Genomic DNA, 20853 nt, shown 5'->3' on the forward strand with positions numbered 1-20853 from the left:
GAACGGGGTTGACTCAAAAAAGAATGACTCGTCTTTTCACGCCCTTTCCTCAGGCGAGACACAAGCCCGTTTTCCTGCTTCGTTCAAGCAGGAAAACGGGTCTTGTTTGTCTCTGACAGCGCAAAAATGCGCTTTTCCCTGTAGGAGTGGCGCGTAATGAGTCATTCTTTTTTACGAGATAAGGGTGGCAGATTATCATTCTGCCACCCTTATCTGTGTAGAAACTGATTTTTGAGTCAGCCCCGTTCGTTCATTCGGTTTCCGTACGTTCAATCGTAACGACGCCCGGTGGACGGTGCGGGAACGATAACGTCAAGCCGCCAAAGCGGCACAGATCGTGATCATTCGGTGCCCGGTGAATCCAGTCAATCGCTTCCTGTCGTGCGAGCGCATGGCGGATCCGGTTATCGGCTTGCGCGCGCGAGATGCCGCGGCATTCAACTCCGGTCACATAGGTCGCTTCATCGGACTCGATCTGTTGCCAAATCCCGAGGAGCAGTTGACCGATCGGACTGACCGCCTGTCCATCCGGCTCTTCGCTACTGACCGCGTCGTCTAGCATCTCGATGACGGTGTCACACGTCTCACCGGACGCAAGCACCCGGGTCGAACCTTGTTGAAGGATGCGGTACCGGGTGACGCCATCTTCGAGCCATAATCGTTGGGCGAACGGATTGACGGGAACACCGTGGAAAAACGTCTGGGTGCCGCGCCAGGCGAATCCGAAGGATGGATCATATGCATGGATCGTCGCCATCGCCCGCTGATGGAACCGCGCGATCGTCTGACGTTCCGACTGAAGAAGTGACCGAATCGCGTCCTCCTCTTCCAACGGTACGGTAAGAGGTGTCTGCGTGAACAACTCCGTCTCCGGCAGACGGTGCGGTGCGAGAATCGTTCCGTCGAAGCGGTAGTCGTTTGCCGGACGTCCGGTCCGACCGACCGACAACCGCCAGGTCCGACCTTCCGGCATGAAGGCATAGCTTTGATGGGCAAACGGTGGAGCGACGAACAGTCCTGGAAACGGATCAAACGTTTCGACCCGAAGGACGTCACCGTCATACCAGCATTCTTCGATCAAGCGGACGAGCCGACCGACGGGTGCGTTGCGATCCGTCAGATAACGTCCCGTATTCGCATGAAATCCAAGGAGGAATTCGCGTTCTTCCTCCTGAAACGTCACCATCAGCAATTGGAATAAGGAAGCGATTTGCTGTTCGACGAGCATCGGTTCCTCATCCGTCTTCGCTTCGAAGGCGATCATCTTCCAGCCGGACCGTTCATACAGATGGATCGTGACCGGAAAGAACAAGAAGGCACCGTGCGTTGCTTCGAGTTTGACCATGTCCTGCATCGCCATCCGTTCCGTCAGTAAGGAAAAGCCCATTCGTTCGAAATGGTCTTGCAAGCGTCGTTTCCAATGTGTGAACTCCACGCAACCATCCCCTCTCGTTGATTAAGCGCCGCGTTTTCGTAATGGATTCTTCGACCAGTAGATGTACAGTCCGCCGAGTCCTGCGATACCGATGACATAGGACGGGATTCCGCTGACTTGGATCAAGACGTCCGGTGCCGGGAAGACGGTCACGAGTAACGCTTTATAGGTCGAAAACAGGATAAAGCTGATGACGAACTGAATCCAGATTCGCGGTTTGACCTGTTTGAGCTTCGGTGCCGTGATGACCTGAGACATCGCATCGATCAGGAATAAGGCGATGATCGAGAAGAACAGGTAATCAATCAGGGCGAATTGGAACAATCCGTCAATTCCCTCGATGAACAGGAACATCAGGATTGACGAGACATAGTTGCGCGTCCAGCGTTTCTGCGTCTCCATCCGGTGCCGCTGCGGCAACTCGGCAATTATCTGATTAAGTCGCGCTTCGACGGATAAACCGTGGACGTCCTCGAACGACCGCTGTTTGCGCTGTGCCTCATAAATATCCGCCCGGAGACGATCTTCGATTTCTGTCCGGTCTGGCTCTGCGACATTCAGATTCAGACGGGGTAAGACACTCTCTAGTACACGTGTGTTGGCTTTCGTTAATTTCAATCGATTTCCCCCTTTTCCATGTTTAAGTATACTGGGTTTTCGGGAAAAATACGTAGTGGAAGTAAAAGATAACTTGACGAAACGATGAAGAATGTTCAGAATTATTAAAATATAGTGTCAGAATTGACGGAAAGGATGTGTCGTACGATGCGCCAAACCTTGACGAGTGCCGCCTTGATCACCTTGCTGACCAGCGCAGGTATCGCCTTCCCTTTGGCAGAAGCGAAGGCACCGGTCGACCAGGAACCGGTCGAACTCGATCAGCCGCAGGAGCAAAACACTGAAACAGAATAACAACAACCCGCGCTCAATCAAGAGCGCGGGTTGTTTCATGTATCACTTGGTTGTGTGACGCGTTCGTCAATCGTGACCGTCCACGTGACGACCGTCGTGCTGTCGCGTACTTCATTCGCTTCGATTTTTGAGAGTAGTTCAGCGATACCACCTGATTGTAAAGCTTCCTCAATCTGCTTTGGTTCAGCAAACGGTGTCCCGGGGCATTCAAGTAGACCGTCTGTCGTTACGAACAACCGGTTCTCCCCGTTTCGCAACTCCCGGACACCCCGGGTATAACTCGGGACGGGTAAGGCGAACGTGTTGGCACGGCCGATCCATTCATAAAACTGTCGCTGGTTCAACGCGGCTTGCCCCATCTTCATCAAATCGGGATGAAACAGATACAAGACGACGTCGCCGACGGATAACCACCAGATGAAGCGTCCTTTACGAACAGCAATCAAACAGGCCGTCTCACCTTGTAACGCCTCGCATGCCGCTAAGAAGTCTGGACGTTGAAACAGATTTAGTACCGTTGTCTCGATTCGGCTGAACGCTTCCGTCAATGGTGCGTCAAGGTCACCCCGAATGCGCGACTCGGATTGCGCGAGATACTGTAAGACGAGCGCCGCACTATCTGCTGTCTTGTGGGCATCTAAAACGACGGTCATCTCCCAGTCATCCCCGACGAGAACGGCAACCCCGTCTTCGTTTTTATATTGTCCACTGCTTGAGCAGCCACCGAAACGCCCAAGCGTGATGGGACCCCACTGGTCGATGTGCTGTTGATCGACGAACGGTTCGTCGGAACCGACCCAGTAATAGGATACGTGTGTAGTGTGCATGACGACTTCTCCTCTGCGTTACATATCCCGCAAGTATGGCTGCAGGAATAAACGTAATCGTTTTTCATAGTTCTCAGGATCATTCACGTATGTCTCATCATGCCCGGCATTACGGACCGGATACAATTGTTTCAGACCGCTCTTCGCTTGATAGAGTTCATACATCATCCGGACCGGAACACGTTCGTCGTTCATGCCGTGGATGAACAGTGTCGGAACCCGAATTTTCGTCGCTTGGCGCGTCACGGAGACATCGCCATAGAAGAAATCCTGCTCGCCTTTGTTCCACATGCTCGCGACCGTCAGAGACGGTAGCGCCGGATAGGGAATTTGGGCATCGGCGAGGACGCTGAACCAGTCGTCGAGCCGGGCATATGCCCCTTCCGCAACGACAGCGCGGACCTGCGGTGGTACCGTTTCACCGGCAGCGAGTAGGACCGTCGCTCCACCGACACCAAGACCGTGGTAGACGATCCGCGTATCATTCCCGTTTTCTGCGAGCAGACGCTTCGTCCACTCCAAGACATCGAGTCGATCGAGCCAGCCGAAATTGCGAATCCCCCCACTTCGTGCCTGACCGCGACGCTCAATCAACAGGACATTAAAGCCAGCATCATGATAGTAACGGGCGAGCGCATAAACACCGGTTTGCGAAAAGCCGATCTCGTCCGGTACGAGCAGGACTGTCTGTTTACTACCGGTAGCCGGTAGATAACGACCGAAACGGCCGACTCCGTCTTTTGACCATTGTTGTGTCTTGCTCGTTTTTTGAAACCACGACTCGTCTTCGCTGATCTGTTGCGGATCCGCTTGTGGCTTCAGGATGGGTGAGGCATCCGACTGACCGGTCAGTGTGTCCTGGATCCGGTAGCCGTCATAGATGATGAATAAGAGCAGGCACGTCACGAGCAACACGATACCGATTCCCCATTTGCGCATGCAGTTCGCTTCCTTTCCGACAGTGAGTCTTTTCTTATTCGTCGTGTTGATCCGCTTCCCCTGCTAGTGGATCGGATAGAAAGGATTGTTTATACCAGATTTGCAGCTGTTGAATGTCACTTCGCTTAAAATACAGCGCGTTAAATGCGGTATTCCCGCGCAAGTGCACCTGAATCTTAGCGATTTCCTTCGCTTCAAGAAAGCGGGAGACGGACCACGTCAGTTCTTCAATCTTGAGTCGCGGTGTATAGACGGTCTCTTTTTGGATCCAATGTTTACGTAACATCAACAAATCATGTTTGGTGCCGAACCGGGTCTTCTTATAGCCGCTTCGAACGGCGAAAAAGTAAAGCGGAAGCCAGATGAACAGCAACAGAATCAAGAAGCGCCACGAAGAATCAAGGACGATGCTTACGACACTGCTCAGTGTAGTAAACAGAAGCGCGTACCCGATGAGTGGCCAGCGGACCCGGTAACGGAACCCCTTCGCTGCAACTTCGTACTGTGGGGTGAACTGGCGAAAACGCGGCAGGTAGGTCGCAAGGAATCCATCGATCTCGTTCGTCCGGATGAACGGATGGAGCAGCAGCCGCTCCTTCTCCCCGGTCGCCGAGATGATGTGTAAGGATAGGCTCGCCCGACCGATCAACCGCTGAATCCAGCTTTCCTGAATGACGAGCGCTTGAATTTTGTCCGCATGAAATGCGACCTCGGTCCGGTTCAGCATCCCGTAGCCGATTAACAAACGATTGTGTTGCAAGACAGCACGGTATGCGCCGTATTTCAAAATATAGACGATGATCGAGCCGATGTAGATGATAAGCAGGACAAGAATGCCGAGTCCCGTCAAGACGATTAATGACAGATGGGCCAGTTCCGAGAACAACCGGTCGACATAGCGTTCGATGAATTGGTCGATGAACTGATAAGCAGTTCCGATTCCGACGAGGGCAAGACCAACACGCCCTGACAAGGCACCGGCAAGTGCTAAGTCGCGGACGGGAATCGTATAGGCGATTTCTTCAGATTCTTCCTTAGCAACGATGGGTCCGTCGTTTTTAATCGATGACTTCAGCTCCTTCGCAAAATCAAGCCGAATGCCCTTCAGTTCGACTTCCGGTGAGCCGCTCTCGGATGATGTCTCGACCGTCAATGTCGCAAGACGCAACAGCCGTTCAATCACATTTTGCTGAATCCCGATCGATTCGATCCGTTTGCGTTGTGTCGTCCGTTCACTCTTTTTTACAATCCCTTTGCGGACGCGAATCGTTTCGGCATCAATCGTGAACGTATAAAAGTACCAGGAGGCGATCCCGTAAAGGATGACGAACAAAATGCCGACACTGATGCCGATCCACGTGTAGGAATTGATTTCGCCTTTCCGGATCGCATTCAAAATCAAGGCGGCGAACGGGATCAGGAGCGAACGGATGGTCGAGATGCTCGACATCAAAATGAACAGCGGATGAACGCGCCGTGTCATAACGATTCCTCCTCACGCTCCTCGAGTTTCGCAAATCGCTCGACTTGCTTGCGTAGAACGTCCCCTTGCGTACGATCAAGACGAGCTAACGTGACGAAGCCGGATGCTGTCCGGATATCGAGCGTGATCAAGTCGTAACGCCGCAAGATCGGACCGGATTGACTGTCAATCAGTTGCACCTTGACGAGGGGCACCGTCACTTCGCGGCGGAAAAAAATCCCGTTACGGACGACGAGGAACTCCTCATCGATCCGAAAACACATATACTTCAGACGCAGAACGGGTATGTAGACGATACGGGGAATGAAGTATATGAGCCAAAGCAAAGCAGCAATCCCCATCCACCACGGCGTCAGATCGAGCCACATGACTTGGGTGATCGTCGTACCTATCAAAATGATCGCAATCAAACCATGGAGCGGTAGTAATCCGAGTCGTTCAGCCCGGATCGATCGTTCGGGCAACGTATGCCATTGTCCAGTAGACATTAAAAACACTTCCTTTCGTTTCCATTTACGTGTAAAATCATCGTCGGGTTTCAGACAGCGGTTGACATTTTGTCTGATTTCATCGCATATAATAGAAGTGAAGAACTGTAACACCAAGGAGGAACCATGTTAACTTTTGAAGAAAAATTACGAATCATCGGGACATTCCCGCAACTCGTCCGCAAAGATGTCTCGCTGAAGCGCGTCAATTTCCAGTTTCCGGACAGCCAGTACGAGAAGAAGAACCTCGTCTATCACTTGCATCCGAACGGAAATGGTTTTGTTTACGCTGCCGGTCTTCCGGGATATGAAACGGACGAAAAAGGGTTCGTCAATATCCGTGAATTCTCAGAGCCCGCTTTAATCCTCTTGTTAGAAGATGCCATCAAAGCACTCTCGACAGTGCAATCTGTTGAAACGCTTGAAGAAACGTGGGTCAATGATAACCAGTTCGAATTGACGTTACTCAATGAAGACATCGACACGTGGCTCGTTTACGCCGGTGATCTTTTAGACGGTGCATTCAACTCGTATAAGGAAGCAGCGAACTATCTTGAAGAAGAAGGCTTCCGCCGTAAATAAGACAATGAGCGATCCGGTCAATCCGGGTCGCTCATTTTCATGACTAGACGATTGAGTGCCGCTTTAACGACGCGTAAGTCTTCTTCGTCGACGTCAAGCGTCCGGACGAGATCAAGCGGAACGCTCTCTGCTTGTTTCCGTAACGCACGACCGGCATCGGTCAAAAAGATTTGGATGTGTCGTTCATCTTCCGGCTTACGGACGCGTCGTAACAGATCTGCTGCTTCGAGTTTCTTCAGCAACGGGGTCAACGTACCGGAGTCAAGATGGAGCCGTTCACCGATGGCTTTAAGCGACTGTCCCTCTTCTTCCCAGACGACGAGCATGACGAGGTATTGCGGATACGTCAGACCGAGCGGTTCAAGTAACGGGCGGTAACGACGCGTGATTTCACGCGAAATCGCATAAAACGGAAAACAGAGTTGTTCATCTAAGGCTAACGGGTTCATAAAAAATTCCTCCTATCGTGAGCAAACGAGTTGCAATTCGATTTAAATTGTATACAATCTAATTGTAAGCTACTTATTTGAATCTAACAACGAAAGGGAGTTACACACATGAAACCAATGTTCACATCATCTGCAACAGCTGTCGGAGGTCGCGACGGACGCGTCGTATCAGAGGACGGAATTCTCGACGTCGCCCTCGCCATGCCAGTACCAGGATCGAAAAAACAAGCAACGAACCCAGAACAACTCTTTGCTGCAGGATACTCTGCTTGCTTCGACTCTGCACTCAATATGGTTGCACGCAAACAAGGCATCAAACATGACGGTAGTGAAGTCACAGCGCACGTGACATTAAACGAAGCAGCTGACGGATTCATGCTTTCAGTCGAGCTCGACGTTCTTGTCCGCGGAATCTCGGAAGAAGCGGCTGCTGAACTCGCGAAAGTCGCTCATACGGTCTGCCCGTACTCTCGTGCGACTGCTGGAAACATCCAAGTCGATGTCTATACACGTACGACGGACGCAGAATAAGTGTAGCATTTCTAGCCAGCCTGAGGTTCTCTCTTGCTGGTTTTTTCTTTTTATTATGATTATGGTAATTGAAATAATTTTATGTGTTGATGGACAAGCGGTTGCTCTCACGACGAGACCAACCGCTTCTTTTATAAGTGATCGACCGATAAGATGACGAGTTCTCCGGAGACGATCACATAATAGGCATCTTCAAAACGATAGCGTTCATTGTGTTCCGCGTCGAATACCGTCACCATCGGCTCCGCATCATCGCCGATGGCTTCGTGCAGGTAAAAACGTCCGCGTAAGACGCGTTCAAACGGTTCCTTATCGAGGAATCGGGCACCGTTTCGTAAATTGACGACCTCATGGTGATGTTCGGACCGGTCATTGACGATGAAGATCGTCGATTCGACGTCGTCATACGTGAAATCAAGCGGTTCATAGTCACTCCACTGGATCCGGGCAACCTCCTCGACGCTCGCTTCCGTATCGATCCGGTAAAAGACTTCTTCATTTTGACGATCGGTATAGGCGCTGAAGATGAGATGACCGTCCTGTTCGCCGAGATACTGGACGGTATCCCCTTCCCCTTCTAACTTCAACAGTGTCGCAAAGGACAGATGGTCGACCCCCTGTTCAATTTCTTCGATTAAGGTCGAAAGTGGAGCAATCAACAAGCTTTCCGAATGATCGATTGGATCTTCCGGTGAGATGATTCCACCTTCTAGCGCGTCATAAAAGGAAAATTCATCTAGCCGTGCATTACAGACGATATAGTCCTTGTCGTCAAGCGTCACGAGAAAGAAGTACAGTTCCCGGTAGTTCTCTGTCATTCCGTACAACCGCTGATCGCGAATCGTCTGTCGGGACTCGTCCTTGACGTCATACAAAAAGGCGGAGGTCGTATCCGTCGTCTGCAAAAAGACAAGGTAGTTGTCATTGAGCACCCAGTAGAGCGTCAAGTCCCCATCGACATAAAACGAAGCGATCTGCTCGCGTTTTCCGGAGTGGAGATCGATGACGAGCACTTCCGTCTCGCCTCCCTCATCCTGCGTGAACTCGTTCAGGCAGTATACTTTCCCATTACGTACGAACGGACGTGTCGGACCGTGATCCGTCAGGGCATCTGGTGTCAGATCGATTTGCTCCTGGTCTTCGAGGTCGTAACGACTGATGTGGTAACGGGCGTCATCGAGACGGCGCCGGAAATAAATCGACGACGGTGTGACATGCAGGACATCCATGTGGTCAGCAGGTAAGGCACGAGCATCTACTATTTCCATATTCAATCTCCTCCCGGAAACGTACTACTTGTCTTTTTCCCACGAATCGCAAGGCTTCAAACAGGGTCTTGCTGTGCGTTTAACGAACCAGAGTGCTACAATATGGCTAGATGACTACAGGATGAGGAAGGTGCGAGACCGTGCAATCACAAGATGTAAATACGATGATGCTTGAATACGTCAACGACAAGGAAGAATATGATGCCTATGCCGATAAGTTGAAGATGCTCCTGTCCGAGCTACTCGACGCAGCCGGAATCAAATACCACTCGATCGTCGCCCGGACGAAGGATTCCGAGAGTCTGTACCAGAAAGTGTTGCGGCAACCGAACAAATACCGTTCACTAAAGGATGTCCATGACTTGACCGGAATCCGGATCGTCACCTATTTTCATGATGACGTCCGGGAAGCGGCGCGAATCATTGAAAACGAGTTCGCGATCGACCGGGATCAATCCGTCGATAAGTCGACCCTGCTTGATACGACCGAGTTCGGGTACCTCTCCGTTCATTTCGTCGCAGCACTCAGTGAGCAGCGCCTCGCCTTGAGCGAATACGGTCGCTTCAAGGATTACACGGCAGAAATCCAGATCCGCTCGATCCTCCAGCACGCCTGGGCGGAGATTGAACATGATCTCGGCTACAAGAATCCGAACAGCGTCCCGGCGGAAGTCCGGCGCAGTTTCAGTCGGGTGGCAGGGCTGCTTGAGATCGCCGATCAGGAATTCGTCAACATCAAAAAACAATTGAAGCAGTTCGAGGACGAGACCGTTCAACAGATTCTGTCAGATCCCCACCAAGTCCGGATCACGGCGGATAATTTGAACTACTTCATCGATCATTCCCCCGTCATCAGCGAACTCGACAAACAATTCGTCACGTCACAGATGATGCTTGATTCCGATCAACAATTGATCAACGAATTGATCCGGATGTTCCATTATGTCGATATCCGGACGTACGGAGAGCTGATTGAAGCGGTGACGACACACAGTCCGCTTGCCCTGCGTTGTGCGAAGGTCATGCCGAATCCCTTCCTGCCCCGTCAAGGCATCGGGATCGCCTATATCTGCATGGCGTTGACGATTGCAGGAAATGATACACACCGGATCGATTACTTCTTCCGGCGCTTTTATCCGGAGCTACGCAACGTCGAAGAGATCGTCGCCCAAGTCGCCCGTGCGGTTGAAACAGATGATTCAAGAGAAAAATATTGATTAAACTAAAATTTTTCACTATACTAAATCACGAGTGACAGAAACTACGGTATAGAAAGAGTGAACGATACATGGCAACTACATTAGAAGTAGCACAACGCGATCAGCTGATCGTCGATACGGAAAAAGGATTACGGATGAATTACCGTGCGATCAAAAAGGACGTCCGCAGCATGTTCACGACCTACTTGACACGCAACGAGTTCTTCATCTTGAAATCACTGTGTGCAAACAGTCCGCAAATTGCGTCCGCCCTCTCGCAAGAGTTCCAATTCTCAGCGAGCATGATCACGGCACTGGCAGACGAATTGACGAAAAAAGAGTTGATTTCGCGGGAGCGCAGTGAACTGGACCGCCGCGTCGTCGAACTGCGGGCAACACCAAAAGGCATCGAGTTGTACGAAAAACTGGAATCGCTGAAGATGGATTATCTCGCGGACGTGTTCGAGGACTTCTCGGATGAAGAACTAGAATTGTTCCGCTCGCTCTTAACAAAACTTGAAAAAACAGTCTAAGCTGTTCGATGGAACGGATCCGGTCAGGACGACCGGGTCCGTTTTTAAGTCAACGATGAGGAGGGAATACGATGTTTGATTTCGAATCGGTGCAACAGTTACGAAAGACCGGACAGTATGAAGCAGCCAAAGAACGCGTCCGTCTGTATGTCGAGACATCTCCCGACGATCCGACCGTCCTCTATCAGATGGCGTGGTGTCATGATAGTCTCGGTGAAGAACATGCTGCTGTCCTCTATTATGAGCGGGCACTAGCGCTCGGTCTTACGGGAGTAGACCGCTTGCAAGCCTATATCGGGCTCGGCAGTACCTACCGCGTCACCGGTCAGTTCGAAGCAGCGTCAGACGTTCTCCATCGTGCGTTGCTAGAGTTTCCGGATGCCCATGTCTTACAGACATTTCTCGCAATGACGGAATACAATCTCGGTCAAAGCGATCAGGCAATCGGTCGTTTGCTCAAGACGCTGGCAGAAACGTCGTCAGACACCTCGATCCAGTCATTTGACCGGGCACTCCGTTATTATGCCGATCATTTGGACGAGATCGTCATGGAATAATGCCAACCGTTGACGATGGTTTGGTCTACACAGCATAATATAACAGCCAAGCGGACTCGCTTTTGGCAGGAAAGGAAGTTAATGATGTCATCGAAAAAAGTATGGACAGTCGAAGGATATGAAGAACAAGGTCAAGAAAAACACGGTAAAGCAAGCAAATCGGAGACTTATACGACTGAAGCCGATGCTAAGAAAGCCGCTAAGAAGATGGCGGATCAAAATGATCATCTCGACGTTTACGTCATTTATACGAATACCGTCAATGGTAAAACCGAAGAACGATTCTTTAATGCGAACGGCAAGTACAGTGAAGAAGGCTTTGAATGGTAATATTCAATAACTTCAAAAAAACAACGGGTTCATTTCTCTTCAAGTGAGAGACGGACCCGTTGTTTTTTTACGTCTCATACCAAAGCGGTATCTCACGCTGAAACCCATCGTGATCGCGGATGATCCACTGAACGCGCCGTTGCATCATTTCTACTCCTTCTGCGTCGAAGCGCTCTGCCCAGACGAGTGCTGAAAAGACGACCATCGCCATGTAGAGACTGTACAGCTGCCAAAATCGCTCCGGTACCTGATTCTCGAAGTACCCGTTGATCAGATGGCGGACAAACTCAGGACTCGTCTCGACCTGAAACAAACCACATTTGACGAAATCGTGCCACGGATCGCCGTAATCATGGTTCCCGTAATCAAGGAAAGCGGCGAGATGACCGTCCTCGACAAGTAAATTATCAAGATGGACATCGTCATGTTGCAGGTGGTTCGGACGCCCTGCTAAAAGGGGAAGCCTTTCTAAGATGAATCGATCAAGACGCTCAATCCAAGTCGGCTCAAGCAAACCATCGATCGCAGCACGATAGCGATCGTGTTTCGCTTGGCAACGCTCCCGCCACGACGCCATCTTGCTCGGTGCCGTAACGACATGAATGCATCTCAATGCACGCCCTGTCTCCTGGCCGAGTCGTGGCGCTAATTCCGGCGTCTCTTGGAGCACGCTTCGGACGGTACGCCCAGAGAGATACGGATAAATGCCGTACGCACTCGTTGTGGTCCGTCCGGTCGCTAACGGTAAGGCATGAAAAACGTTACCTTGTTTTGGGATCATAAGCTCTGCTTCTCGATCATACTGACGGCTGGTTGGATCGAAGACCATCTTGACGATATAGTGGTCCGTCGCCGTCTTGACGGACCAGACAGCTTGATTTGACCTGCCAGGAAGCCGCTCAACGGTTTGAATCATTTGTAACAACGGATGATTCGGTAACATGGGTACTCCTTTCTGCAGACGAAAAGAGGACGCGAGTGAGCGTCCTCTTCGTCATGCCTGTGGAATATAGCCGGCAATGATCTCAAGCAGATCGGCATACGCCGTCTCGAAATCAATGTTTTCAATCATGTAATCGTAATGATCGCGGTCTTTCCACGCCTCCTCGTAATCGACGAGCCGTGCTTCGAACTCCGGTGTATCCCCCCGCATCAACAGCCGTTCCTTCATCAAGTCGGGCGGAACCGAGACGAAAATCGTGATCACCTGGTCACCAAACAGACGCTTAAAGTTCGCTGCTCCTTTTGGGTCGATGTCCTTGATGACGATCTGATCCTGTTCGAGGACGTCGACATATGCTTGACGCGGTGTCCCGTACCACGCCCGGTGGACATGGGCATACTCGATGAAACCATCATCCTGGATTAATTGCTGGAACGTCTTGACGTCGACGAAATGATAGCTCGCGCCGTCGAGTTCTGTCGGACGTTTCGGTCGTGTCGTCACCGATGGGATGAAGCGGACGTGTTGGTACTCCGTCCGCAGGCGTTTGATCAAGGAGGACTTTCCGCTGCCCGATCCACCAATCAAGAGAATGATTTTACCTGACATCGTTTTCCCCCTGTTGTTGTGTCGTAAAGTAGCTCGTAAAACGAAGCGCGAACTGTTCGAGTTCACTATCGACGACCGTCCCGTAAATCGGTCGGATGACGACCAGGTACCGCTCGTACGAGATGATCCGGGACGTCTCGTTGCGCGTCATCTGGACCTGGGCTTCCGGATAGCTTTCGACATAGTACCAATCGACAGCGATCCGTTCATCGGACGGTGTCTCATAAATCCATGTCGTTGTCGTTCCAGAGATGGGAAGGGTGCTTTTTAGGGTGAAACGCTGGATCTGCTTGAGCTCCTGTTTCGCCGCCGTAAGTCCCGACTTATAATCAGCCGGACGCATCGGTGTCGTCGTCACTTGCTTCGGTTTCGGTTCCGGTAAACGGGCAAAACCGAGCTGGAGTCCGACGAATAAGGCGACGAGCGACAAACTGATGACGAATACGTAGTCCTTGCGCATCCCTTCCTCCTCCTTACGCTTTAAGTGTGTCGCGCATTCCTTTCGGATCATTGACGATGACGGCGTCGACACCGATCGCCTGCATCTGTCGGACATCGTCGACCGTCTTCGGGGTATAGACCCGGACCATGACGCCTTGCGCGTGGGCGAAGGCAACATCTGCCTCCGTCACGCGTCGGTAATCGGGATGAATGCCGGTTGCGCCGATCCGGAGGGCTTGTTCTTCCGGATGATAGATCGGATACGGATACAGAATCGCTGTCTCGACGATCGGGTCGAGCTTGCGGATCAAGGCGACCGAATAATGGTTGAACGAACTGAACAACAAGCGGTCGGTCGCGATGCCGTGCGCTGCGCAGCGTTCGAGAACATAGGCTTCGATGCCGTCATACCGAATCGTATCCGTCTTCAGCTCGATATTGAGCCGGAGTGACGTGGGGGCGAGGAGTGCCAACACTTCGTCAAGCGTCGGAATCTTCGTCTCGATTGGATCCCCTTTGAAGCGGGCTCCGGCATCAAGTGCCTGCAGTTCAGCAACCGTCATGTCGACGACGCGCCCTGTCCCGTTCGTCGTCCGGTTGACGGTCTCGTCATGGATGATGACACCGACACCGTCCTTTGAGAAATGGACATCGAACTCGACGCCGTCGACACCGTCTTCGATTGCTGCTGTAATCGCTTCAAGCGTGTTCTCCGGAAAACGGTCACTGACACCGCGGTGTGCGAACCACAACATCAGAGTGCCTCGACGACACGTGTGTATTTCTTCGTCAAATAATTGACGAGTGGTGCAACCGAGATCGATTGACCCGTTGCCGCTTCGATCAGTTCAGCCGGTGTCTTCGATTTCCCGTGCCGGTGGATGTTTTCCTTCAACCAGTCCTTGATTGGGGCAAGTGTACCCGCTGCGATCAGACCATCAACATTGTCGACGTCACGACGGAGCGCTTCGTTCAGCTGTGCCGCGTAGACGAGACCAAGGGCGTAACTCGGGAAGTAACCGAATGACCCCCCTGACCAGTGGACGTCTTGTAAGACCCCTTTTGCGTCACTCGGGACATCGACCCCGAGATACTCTTTATAAAGGCGGTTCCATTCCTGCGGCAGATCCTTGACTTCGAGTTCGTTCGTCATCAGGCGTTTTTCCAGCTCATACCGAATGATGATATGGAGCGCATACGTCAGTTCATCGGCTTCAATCCGGATCAGTGACGGCTTGACTTCGTTGACCGCAGCATAGAAGCGTTCGAACGGGACGTCAGCGAGTGACGGAATCGCTTGTTGTAAGCCATGATAACGCGCTTCTAGGAAGCCTTGGTTGCGGCCGATGAAGTTCTCGAAGAACAGTGATTGTGACTCGTGGATTCCCATCGAGGCCCCGTCACCGAGACCGAGTGAGTCGAGTTCCGGTTCAATCCCTTGTTCATACGTCGCATGTCCCGCTTCATGCATCGTGCCGAAGACCGAGTTCCGGTAGTCGGTCTCATCATACTTCGTCGTGATCCGCGCGTCCTTCCGGTTGATCGTCGTCTGGAACGGATGGACCGTCTCATCCAAGCGACCGGACGTGAAGTCGTAGCCGATATCACGGAGCCACTCTTGGTTTAGGGCGATCTGCGTTTCGCGGTCCGCCGACCAGTCGAGCGTCGGGAAATCTTTTCCTTCGAGTTGACCAAGCAGACCGATGATCGCTTGGCGGAGTTCCGCGAACAATGGATCGAGTGTCGCAACCGTCATCCCCGGCTCATAATCATGGAGCAGTGCGTCGTACGGATGCGCGTCATATCCCCAGTACTCGACGAATTTACGTTCCATCGCGACGATTTTCTCGAGGAAGGGTTCGAACATCGACCAGTCGTTCGCGTCCTTCGCCTTTTCCCAGACACTCTCCGCTTCCGAGATTAACGTGATGAACGTTTGATACTCGGCTTCCGGAATCTTCGAGTCACGGTCGAACGCTTCCTTTGCTTTTGCGAAGGAGACGGCTTCGATCCCCGTCAGTGTCTCCTGCTCCATCGCCGCGAGTAGTTGTTGATACGTCTCACCAGTCCGGCGCCGGAAACTCTCTGTGGAGAGGAATCCGATCGAAGCAGAGCGGTTTCCTGCCCCTTGCTCTGGCATATACGTCCGCATATCCCAATAAAGCAGTGCGACGGCCTCTTCGTAAGCACGCAGACCATCAAAATGGTCACGCCATTGTTGTGTTGTTGACATGTGTAAAAACCCCCTTGAAGTATGTAGAAGTATATCATTTTTAGCATATCACATAATGTTCAAAACTTTCACACAGAAGCCGTTTTTGAAACTTTTCCAGTCATATGAGCGTATAATGAAAATAAGAAAACGAACGAAAGGACGTAATCCATGTGAAGACAGATGCTGAGCTAGCAAAGCGGATCGAATTAAAACAATCCGGGGCGACCTGTTCCATCGAATCCTTTCCTGATGCACTTGACTGGATCGGGACCGGGCGGAGCGCCTATGTGTTCCGTATTCGCGGAACCGATCGTGTCATCAAGAAATTTTTCCCGTCGTTTCGCCATCTCGCTGCGCTTGAAGGCGGTATTTATGAACAACTGACGGCGTTTCCGACGTATGCCACGATGTACGAGTATGATTTAGATTACATCGTGCTCGAGTACATCGAAGGACAGACGTTGTTTGAATGTCTCGTCAGTGGAACCTACATCCCGGAAACCGTCCTGTCGACGGTCGATGCAGCGCTGACAGAAGCTCGTGCCGTCGGTTTGAATCCGTCCGACATTCACCTGCGCAATATCTTGTTAACGGCAAACGGACCACGGATCATCGATGTCGCTCGCTTCCGTCAGACTGAACCGTGTACCCAGTGGGATGATTTGAAGAAGGCGTATCAGTATATCTACACAAAGCCATTCTTCCCGAAAAAATTGAGTGAGACGTTCCTCAATGCGATAGCGGATGTCTATAAAGGACGGTTGTTCGAGTCGATTCGAAAAACTGGATAAGACAACACGCGATGTTCCTCGACTACTGAGGCGCATCGCGTGTTTTGTCATGTATCAAAACTCTCGTATGTTTCACGAAGCAGCCCATAGATCGCACAATCTTTGTACTCCCCTGCTGCATTACGGATCATCGCCCGGACAGTTCCTTCTTGAATCATGCCGACTTTCTGCATAATTCTTCCGGAAGCGGGATTGTCAATATTGTGGGCTGCTGAAATTTTATGGATCTGCATCTTGTCAAAACCGTACTCGACGATTGCCGCTAGTGCTTCGCTTCCATACCCTTTGTTCCACCAATCATGACCGATACAGTATCCGACTTCGCAGTGTTCCGTCGTCTCGTCGAAATTAAACAAATCAATGACTCCGATTAAGGTACCACTACGCTTTTCTTCCATTCCCCAGTAGCAAAAATCCTTACTTTCGTAGGATGAAGTGATTTCTTCGACCCGAACATTGGTTTCGTCAAGTGTCTTATGAGGACCTTTAATTAAATGACGCATGACACGTTCGTCTGAGAGCCAGTTTTGAAACATGACCTCCGTATCAGCGATTCGAATTTTCCGTAATCGTAAGCGTTCGGTATGTAATTCAGGACTCCCTTGATACTGAATCATTTTATCATTCCTTTTAGAAAAATAAGGTATTTGAAATAAAATTATTTTGAATACACGAGACGAAAGACGATTATACTGGCGACCGCTACTAAACGTTCGTTCGTGTCACAATCAAAAACAAGTCGCGCCCCGAGTCGTGAGCCGGTTGCGATACAATTCCCGTTTTGGTAGACACCGACTTTTCTCTTGACCGTTGAGGAACGAATCTGATACTCCTGACCGGCATACGTGACGAGTAATACTTCCTGCAGTCGTAATTGCTGACGAAGTGCAGCGTCTGTCCAGATCGTTCCGACGTCACGTCCGTCTTCGCGAATCACGAAATGGGTCGTATTGCGCAACCACTCCGTTTTCGTTTCTTTGATTTGGAGACGTTTCCCGTCCCCTTTGAACGTCACGTCGAGAAAAAACGATTCGAACTTTTCGAAACGGACAACGAGTGCCTGCCACCACTTCGCGTAACGACGAGAAAATGTCATCCATTTCTCATGTCCTAAAAAAATCGTATTCGTCTTACGTGTAGCACGGTCAGCAAGTCGGACCGATACGTCCTCTTCTTGTCCCTGATATCGCAAATCACGTCGTATTTGCCACCACTCGATTCCGCCAGTCAAGAAAGCGACACCTGTTAAACCGAGTAAGGCGTAGAGCTCGAGCGGGGCGAGTTCCCCCGTCATCACATAATGCCCCATCAAAGCGATAAAGCATAAAATGATCAATAGTAGACTATGAACCACAGTTTATTTACACCTCCACCCTTTATTTTTCCATAAAGCGACAAAAAATCCTCCTTTCTTAGAGAAAGGAGGAACACATCAGAGCGTCGCCGCGACTTCCTGTAAATCATCTGCCGTCTCAGCAATCGCTTCTGCGATCTTCCGCATACCTTCGATCGTTCCGGCGACATCCTTCGTATCCGTCGATAGTTCGTGAATTTGACGCGAGACATTGTCTGTCTGTTCAGAAATCCGTGAAAAGGCACGGACGACTTGTTGCATTTCCGTCGTCGTCCGGACGACCGCCGTCTCGGTCGTTCCCATCCGCTCGGAGACGACGAGCATCTTTTGCGTGATTTCTTGTGCAATCCGCGACGTTTCTGCTGCCGATTGTTTACTCTCTTCAGCCAGTTTCCGAATTTCTTGCGCGACAACGGTGAAGCCTCGACCCATCTCCCCGGCACGCGCTGCTTCGATGGAAGCATTCAGACTGAGCAGGTTCGTTTGATCGGAAATCGTCGTCACCATTCCGGCAATCCGTTCGATTTCTTGCGACAAGCGTGACAGTTCAGCAACTTGTTCGGTCGTCCGTGACAAATCCGCGACGACGGTCTCAAAGCGCCGTGTCTCTTCTTCGACGAGGGCGACTCCTGCTTCCGCTTCACCGACCGCTTCCGTCAATTGAAGTGAAATCGCATCCGTCGTCGTCGAGACATGTTTCGCGTGACGTTCAATCTCTTGGAAATTGGCGGACGACTCTTCACTCATCGCCGCGAGTTCCTCAGTCGATTTCTGCACGCCGTCTCCGACATGACGTTTCGCTGTTGCGATTGCTTGCCGTTCCTCATCGACCTGATCCTCATACATCGTCATGACGATCTGTTGTTCCAAGTTGAACAGTTTCCCCGCTGCCCGCATGATCCGGAGACGTTCACCTTCCGGCCAATCACTTTGATCGATTTTTTCGCTGAGGACGTTCCAGACGTTTTGGAACGCCGCAATGTACCATTTATTGTGTAATCCGATTTGCACATGTCGCTCCGCAATCCGGCGCCTGGCTTCGATGTAGTCCGGCGTCACCTGCCCGTCGAACATTTGCAGGATGTGCCGGGCGAGCGTACCTTTTAATCGTTCAAGTGTCGAATGCTGCTCGATCAACTGACGGAGAGACGGAATACGAACCAGCTCCTCGTAGAACGCATCGACCATACTCGGCATCCAACGGGATACATCTTCGCGGATGACCCGGACATTTTGTAAATCGACAGCTTGTAAATCGATTAAACGTAGTTGTTCATGTAAGGATGCTGGAACGTTCAACACGACATGGGGACGTTCGGCTTCGATGAGCCCATCAAAGGACGGTGATGCTGATTTCGTGAACCACTTCATAGACTTCTCTCCTTTATTTTTTTAGAATCCACTATTATTATCGACAGATTAAATTAACATTTAAATGGAAAACCATGTATGAATCAAAAAAATCTTAGTCTTCTTTTATACGTTGGTCTATTCCGAAAAAGAAGCTGTTTTTTTCGATTGTTGCAATCATATTTTATAATGTGCTGTCACCTATATGTCTTCCATTTGATAGACCACTGTCCTGATGATGTGGAACATCGTTGCTTCTTCCAACGTCGATACGGTTCGCACTGACTTGACAAAGCCATACGAAATGTTGAAAGCGAGAACAGCTTCAATCACAGAATTGAAGTTCGCCCGACCATTAATCATATACTTGTAATACTAGGTTTCTCTATCCGGATTCCCGGAAATATAAGAGCTATGCGCGTAAGAAACGTGAGATGAAGCTTTGTCATTCATGAACATCTCAAACTTGAAAGACCAATTTGGGGAGAGGTAGTGCTTATTATGGAAAAAACAAACAGAGGCTTTTCGTCACATTTCCGAGCGGAATCAGACGGTGCCGGTCGGAACATCTCTTGGAGCTCGATTTTTGCCGGTGTGGTATCATTTTTATCTTTATTGATTCTATTCAGCTTGATCGGTTCAGCGATCGGACTCGGTGTCACGGACGTGACGTCAAATAATCCGTTTGATGGGGTCGGCACTGGATTGATCATTTGGGCGATCTTGTCGTTACTCATCTCACTGTTCGTCGCCGGATTCGTTTCCGGTGTCACGTCAGCCCGTGCCGGTCTTGTCCATGGATTCTTGACCTGGTCGACAAGTGTCATTCTCTTGTTCGCTCTCTTGACGTTCACGACAGTCAATACGCTACAGTCCGTCGGCTCTCTGCTCGGAACAGTGGGAGGCGCTGCCGGAAACGGAATCAGCTCCGTCGCTTCGACAGCAACGGACGCTGCCTCAAAAGGATTCGACTCCATTACAAAGAACGTCTCTGAAGTCGATACAAAAGAACTCGATGGCAATGTCGAAGAAATTTTGAAAGACACGGATATTAAAGAATTGCAACCGAACTACTTGCAAGGACAGCTTGATGCCGTTAAGGACGATGTGACGGAAGCCGGAAAAGAAGCGATCACGAAACCGGAAAACTTCGATAAAATCGTTCAAGATCTCGGGGATTCGTTAACTGCCCGTGCTGAAAAAATCGAAAAATCGGTTGATGAGGAAAAAATCGCAGACGCAGTCTCGAAAAATACTGACCTTACAGGGGCTGAAGCAGACGAAGCGACGCAAAATATCGTCGATGGTCTTAATACAGCAACAAAAGAAACAACACAACAAATCAACAACGCAAAACAAACGCTTGATGAGACTTCAGCTGACTTGAAGAAAACGGTTCAGGATGTCCGTCAGCAAACGGAACAAGCGACACAAACAGCATCAAAAGTGTCGATCTGGGCGTTCGTCGGACTCCTTCTGACACTGATCTTCACATCATTCGCCGGCATCGTCGGCTCACGTGTCGCAACGCGCGGTCGTGTCATGAACAAATAATGATTCCTTTTAAACTGATTTCGCCATCGCGGAGTCAGTTTTTTTTGCGTTGTAAGACGAAGC

25 protein-coding genes are annotated in these 20853 nt (G+C 50.7%); 9 read left to right on the plus strand and 16 right to left on the minus strand.

Annotated elements, in window-relative coordinates:
- Window positions 1-250: 250 nt before the first annotated feature.
- Window positions 251-1435 (minus strand): hypothetical protein, encoded by a 1185-nt coding sequence (locus tag ACRPK8_RS07715; protein ID WP_432237688.1) that lies wholly within the window; start codon window positions 1433-1435, stop codon window positions 251-253.
- Between the two features lie 21 nt (window positions 1436-1456).
- Window positions 1457-2053 carry a hypothetical protein gene (locus ACRPK8_RS07720; protein WP_432237689.1) on the minus strand — a complete coding sequence of 199 codons (597 nt, stop codon included), beginning with the start codon at window positions 2051-2053 and terminating at the stop codon, window positions 1457-1459.
- 147 nt (window positions 2054-2200) lie between these two features.
- Between ACRPK8_RS07720 and ACRPK8_RS07725 the strand changes: the two genes are divergently transcribed.
- Window positions 2201-2347, plus strand: a complete 147-nt coding sequence (locus ACRPK8_RS07725) for a hypothetical protein (RefSeq protein ID WP_432237690.1) — start codon at window positions 2201-2203, stop codon at window positions 2345-2347.
- 35 nt (window positions 2348-2382) lie between these two features.
- Here the strand turns inward: ACRPK8_RS07725 and ACRPK8_RS07730 are convergent, their stop codons facing one another.
- Genes ACRPK8_RS07730 through ACRPK8_RS07745 form a run of 4 tightly spaced genes read right to left on the minus strand, consistent with a single transcriptional unit; the run spans window position 2383 to window position 6084 of the window.
- Window positions 2383-3174: a protein phosphatase 2C domain-containing protein gene (locus tag ACRPK8_RS07730; RefSeq protein ID WP_432237691.1), complete on the minus strand. Its 792-nt coding sequence runs from the start codon at window positions 3172-3174 to the stop codon at window positions 2383-2385.
- A gap of 18 nt (window positions 3175-3192) precedes the next feature.
- The gene (locus ACRPK8_RS07735; protein WP_432237692.1) at window positions 3193-4113 is read right to left on the minus strand and encodes an alpha/beta hydrolase; all 921 of its coding nucleotides are present in this window, start codon (window positions 4111-4113) and stop codon (window positions 3193-3195) included.
- Window positions 4114-4147: 34 nt separating this feature from the next.
- Entirely contained in the window at window positions 4148-5596 is a 1449-nt protein-coding gene (locus ACRPK8_RS07740) for a PH domain-containing protein (RefSeq protein ID WP_432237693.1), read from the minus strand.
- On the minus strand, window positions 5593-6084 hold the full coding sequence (locus ACRPK8_RS07745) for a PH domain-containing protein (protein ID WP_432237694.1): 492 nt from the start codon (window positions 6082-6084) through the stop codon (window positions 5593-5595). Before ACRPK8_RS07745 ends, ACRPK8_RS07740 begins: the two co-directional genes overlap by 4 nt.
- A 126-nt stretch (window positions 6085-6210) precedes the next feature.
- Between ACRPK8_RS07745 and ACRPK8_RS07750 the strand changes: the two genes are divergently transcribed.
- On the plus strand, window positions 6211-6666 hold the full coding sequence (locus ACRPK8_RS07750) for a hypothetical protein (RefSeq protein ID WP_432237695.1): 456 nt from the start codon (window positions 6211-6213) through the stop codon (window positions 6664-6666).
- Between the two features lie 17 nt (window positions 6667-6683).
- On the opposite strand, the gene ACRPK8_RS07755 is transcribed toward ACRPK8_RS07750, so the two are convergent.
- The gene (locus ACRPK8_RS07755; RefSeq protein ID WP_432237696.1) at window positions 6684-7115 is read right to left on the minus strand and encodes a MarR family winged helix-turn-helix transcriptional regulator; all 432 of its coding nucleotides are present in this window, start codon (window positions 7113-7115) and stop codon (window positions 6684-6686) included.
- Between the two features lie 108 nt (window positions 7116-7223).
- Between ACRPK8_RS07755 and ACRPK8_RS07760 the strand changes: the two genes are divergently transcribed.
- Window positions 7224-7646 (plus strand): organic hydroperoxide resistance protein, encoded by a 423-nt coding sequence (locus ACRPK8_RS07760; protein ID WP_023468292.1) that lies wholly within the window; start codon window positions 7224-7226, stop codon window positions 7644-7646.
- 131 nt (window positions 7647-7777) lie between these two features.
- Here ACRPK8_RS07760 and ACRPK8_RS07765 read toward each other — a convergent pair whose 3' ends face one another.
- A complete protein-coding gene (locus ACRPK8_RS07765; RefSeq protein WP_432237697.1) occupies window positions 7778-8914 on the minus strand; it encodes a Six-bladed beta-propeller, TolB-like protein in 1137 nt (378 codons plus the stop codon).
- Between the two features lie 140 nt (window positions 8915-9054).
- Here ACRPK8_RS07765 and ACRPK8_RS07770 point away from each other — a divergent pair, with 140 nt between their 5' ends.
- The 4 genes from ACRPK8_RS07770 (at window position 9055) to ACRPK8_RS07785 (ending at window position 11533) form a co-directional block, all read left to right on the plus strand.
- On the plus strand, window positions 9055-10131 hold the full coding sequence (locus ACRPK8_RS07770) for a GTP pyrophosphokinase (protein WP_432237698.1): 1077 nt from the start codon (window positions 9055-9057) through the stop codon (window positions 10129-10131).
- A gap of 71 nt (window positions 10132-10202) precedes the next feature.
- Window positions 10203-10646, plus strand: a complete 444-nt coding sequence (locus tag ACRPK8_RS07775) for a MarR family winged helix-turn-helix transcriptional regulator (protein WP_432237699.1) — start codon at window positions 10203-10205, stop codon at window positions 10644-10646.
- Between the two features lie 71 nt (window positions 10647-10717).
- Window positions 10718-11203: a tetratricopeptide repeat protein gene (locus ACRPK8_RS07780; protein WP_432237700.1), complete on the plus strand. Its 486-nt coding sequence runs from the start codon at window positions 10718-10720 to the stop codon at window positions 11201-11203.
- Window positions 11204-11287: 84 nt separating this feature from the next.
- Entirely contained in the window at window positions 11288-11533 is a 246-nt protein-coding gene (locus tag ACRPK8_RS07785) for a hypothetical protein (protein WP_432237701.1), read from the plus strand.
- Between the two features lie 67 nt (window positions 11534-11600).
- Here ACRPK8_RS07785 and ACRPK8_RS07790 read toward each other — a convergent pair whose 3' ends face one another.
- Genes ACRPK8_RS07790 through ACRPK8_RS07810 form a run of 5 tightly spaced genes read right to left on the minus strand, consistent with a single transcriptional unit; the run spans window position 11601 to window position 15759 of the window.
- Window positions 11601-12476 carry an aminoglycoside phosphotransferase family protein gene (locus ACRPK8_RS07790; protein ID WP_432237702.1) on the minus strand — a complete coding sequence of 292 codons (876 nt, stop codon included), beginning with the start codon at window positions 12474-12476 and terminating at the stop codon, window positions 11601-11603.
- 51 nt (window positions 12477-12527) lie between these two features.
- Window positions 12528-13085, minus strand: coding sequence for a guanylate kinase (locus ACRPK8_RS07795; protein ID WP_432237703.1), 558 nt, complete (start codon window positions 13083-13085; stop codon window positions 12528-12530).
- A complete protein-coding gene (locus ACRPK8_RS07800) occupies window positions 13075-13545 on the minus strand; it encodes a hypothetical protein (protein ID WP_432237704.1) in 471 nt (156 codons plus the stop codon). Before ACRPK8_RS07800 ends, ACRPK8_RS07795 begins: the two co-directional genes overlap by 11 nt.
- 13 nt (window positions 13546-13558) lie before the next feature.
- Window positions 13559-14281, minus strand: coding sequence for a glycerophosphodiester phosphodiesterase (locus ACRPK8_RS07805; RefSeq protein WP_432237705.1), 723 nt, complete (start codon window positions 14279-14281; stop codon window positions 13559-13561).
- Complete coding sequence (locus ACRPK8_RS07810) at window positions 14281-15759, minus strand: carboxypeptidase M32 (protein ID WP_432237706.1); 1479 nt, start codon at window positions 15757-15759, stop codon at window positions 14281-14283. The genes ACRPK8_RS07805 and ACRPK8_RS07810 overlap by 1 nt, the downstream gene beginning before the upstream one ends.
- A gap of 152 nt (window positions 15760-15911) precedes the next feature.
- On the opposite strand from ACRPK8_RS07810, the gene ACRPK8_RS07815 reads away from it, so the two are divergent.
- A complete protein-coding gene (locus ACRPK8_RS07815) occupies window positions 15912-16532 on the plus strand; it encodes a serine/threonine protein kinase (RefSeq protein WP_432237707.1) in 621 nt (206 codons plus the stop codon).
- Between the two features lie 47 nt (window positions 16533-16579).
- Here the strand turns inward: ACRPK8_RS07815 and ACRPK8_RS07820 are convergent, their stop codons facing one another.
- From ACRPK8_RS07820 to ACRPK8_RS07830, 3 genes are all read right to left on the minus strand, one after another.
- A complete protein-coding gene (locus tag ACRPK8_RS07820) occupies window positions 16580-17149 on the minus strand; it encodes a GNAT family N-acetyltransferase (RefSeq protein WP_432237708.1) in 570 nt (189 codons plus the stop codon).
- Window positions 17150-17190: 41 nt separating this feature from the next.
- A complete protein-coding gene (locus ACRPK8_RS07825) occupies window positions 17191-17868 on the minus strand; it encodes a hypothetical protein (RefSeq protein ID WP_432237709.1) in 678 nt (225 codons plus the stop codon).
- Between the two features lie 96 nt (window positions 17869-17964).
- The gene (locus ACRPK8_RS07830) at window positions 17965-19257 is read right to left on the minus strand and encodes a methyl-accepting chemotaxis protein (RefSeq protein ID WP_432237710.1); all 1293 of its coding nucleotides are present in this window, start codon (window positions 19255-19257) and stop codon (window positions 17965-17967) included.
- A gap of 480 nt (window positions 19258-19737) precedes the next feature.
- Between ACRPK8_RS07830 and ACRPK8_RS07835 the strand changes: the two genes are divergently transcribed.
- The gene (locus ACRPK8_RS07835; RefSeq protein ID WP_432237711.1) at window positions 19738-20790 is read left to right on the plus strand and encodes a hypothetical protein; all 1053 of its coding nucleotides are present in this window, start codon (window positions 19738-19740) and stop codon (window positions 20788-20790) included.
- Window positions 20791-20853: the final 63 nt, after the last annotated feature.

The sequence above is a fragment of the Exiguobacterium sp. TDN 0502 genome, from assembly GCF_050846835.1.
Classification (GTDB): Bacteria; Bacillota; Bacilli; order Exiguobacteriales; family Exiguobacteriaceae; genus Exiguobacterium_A.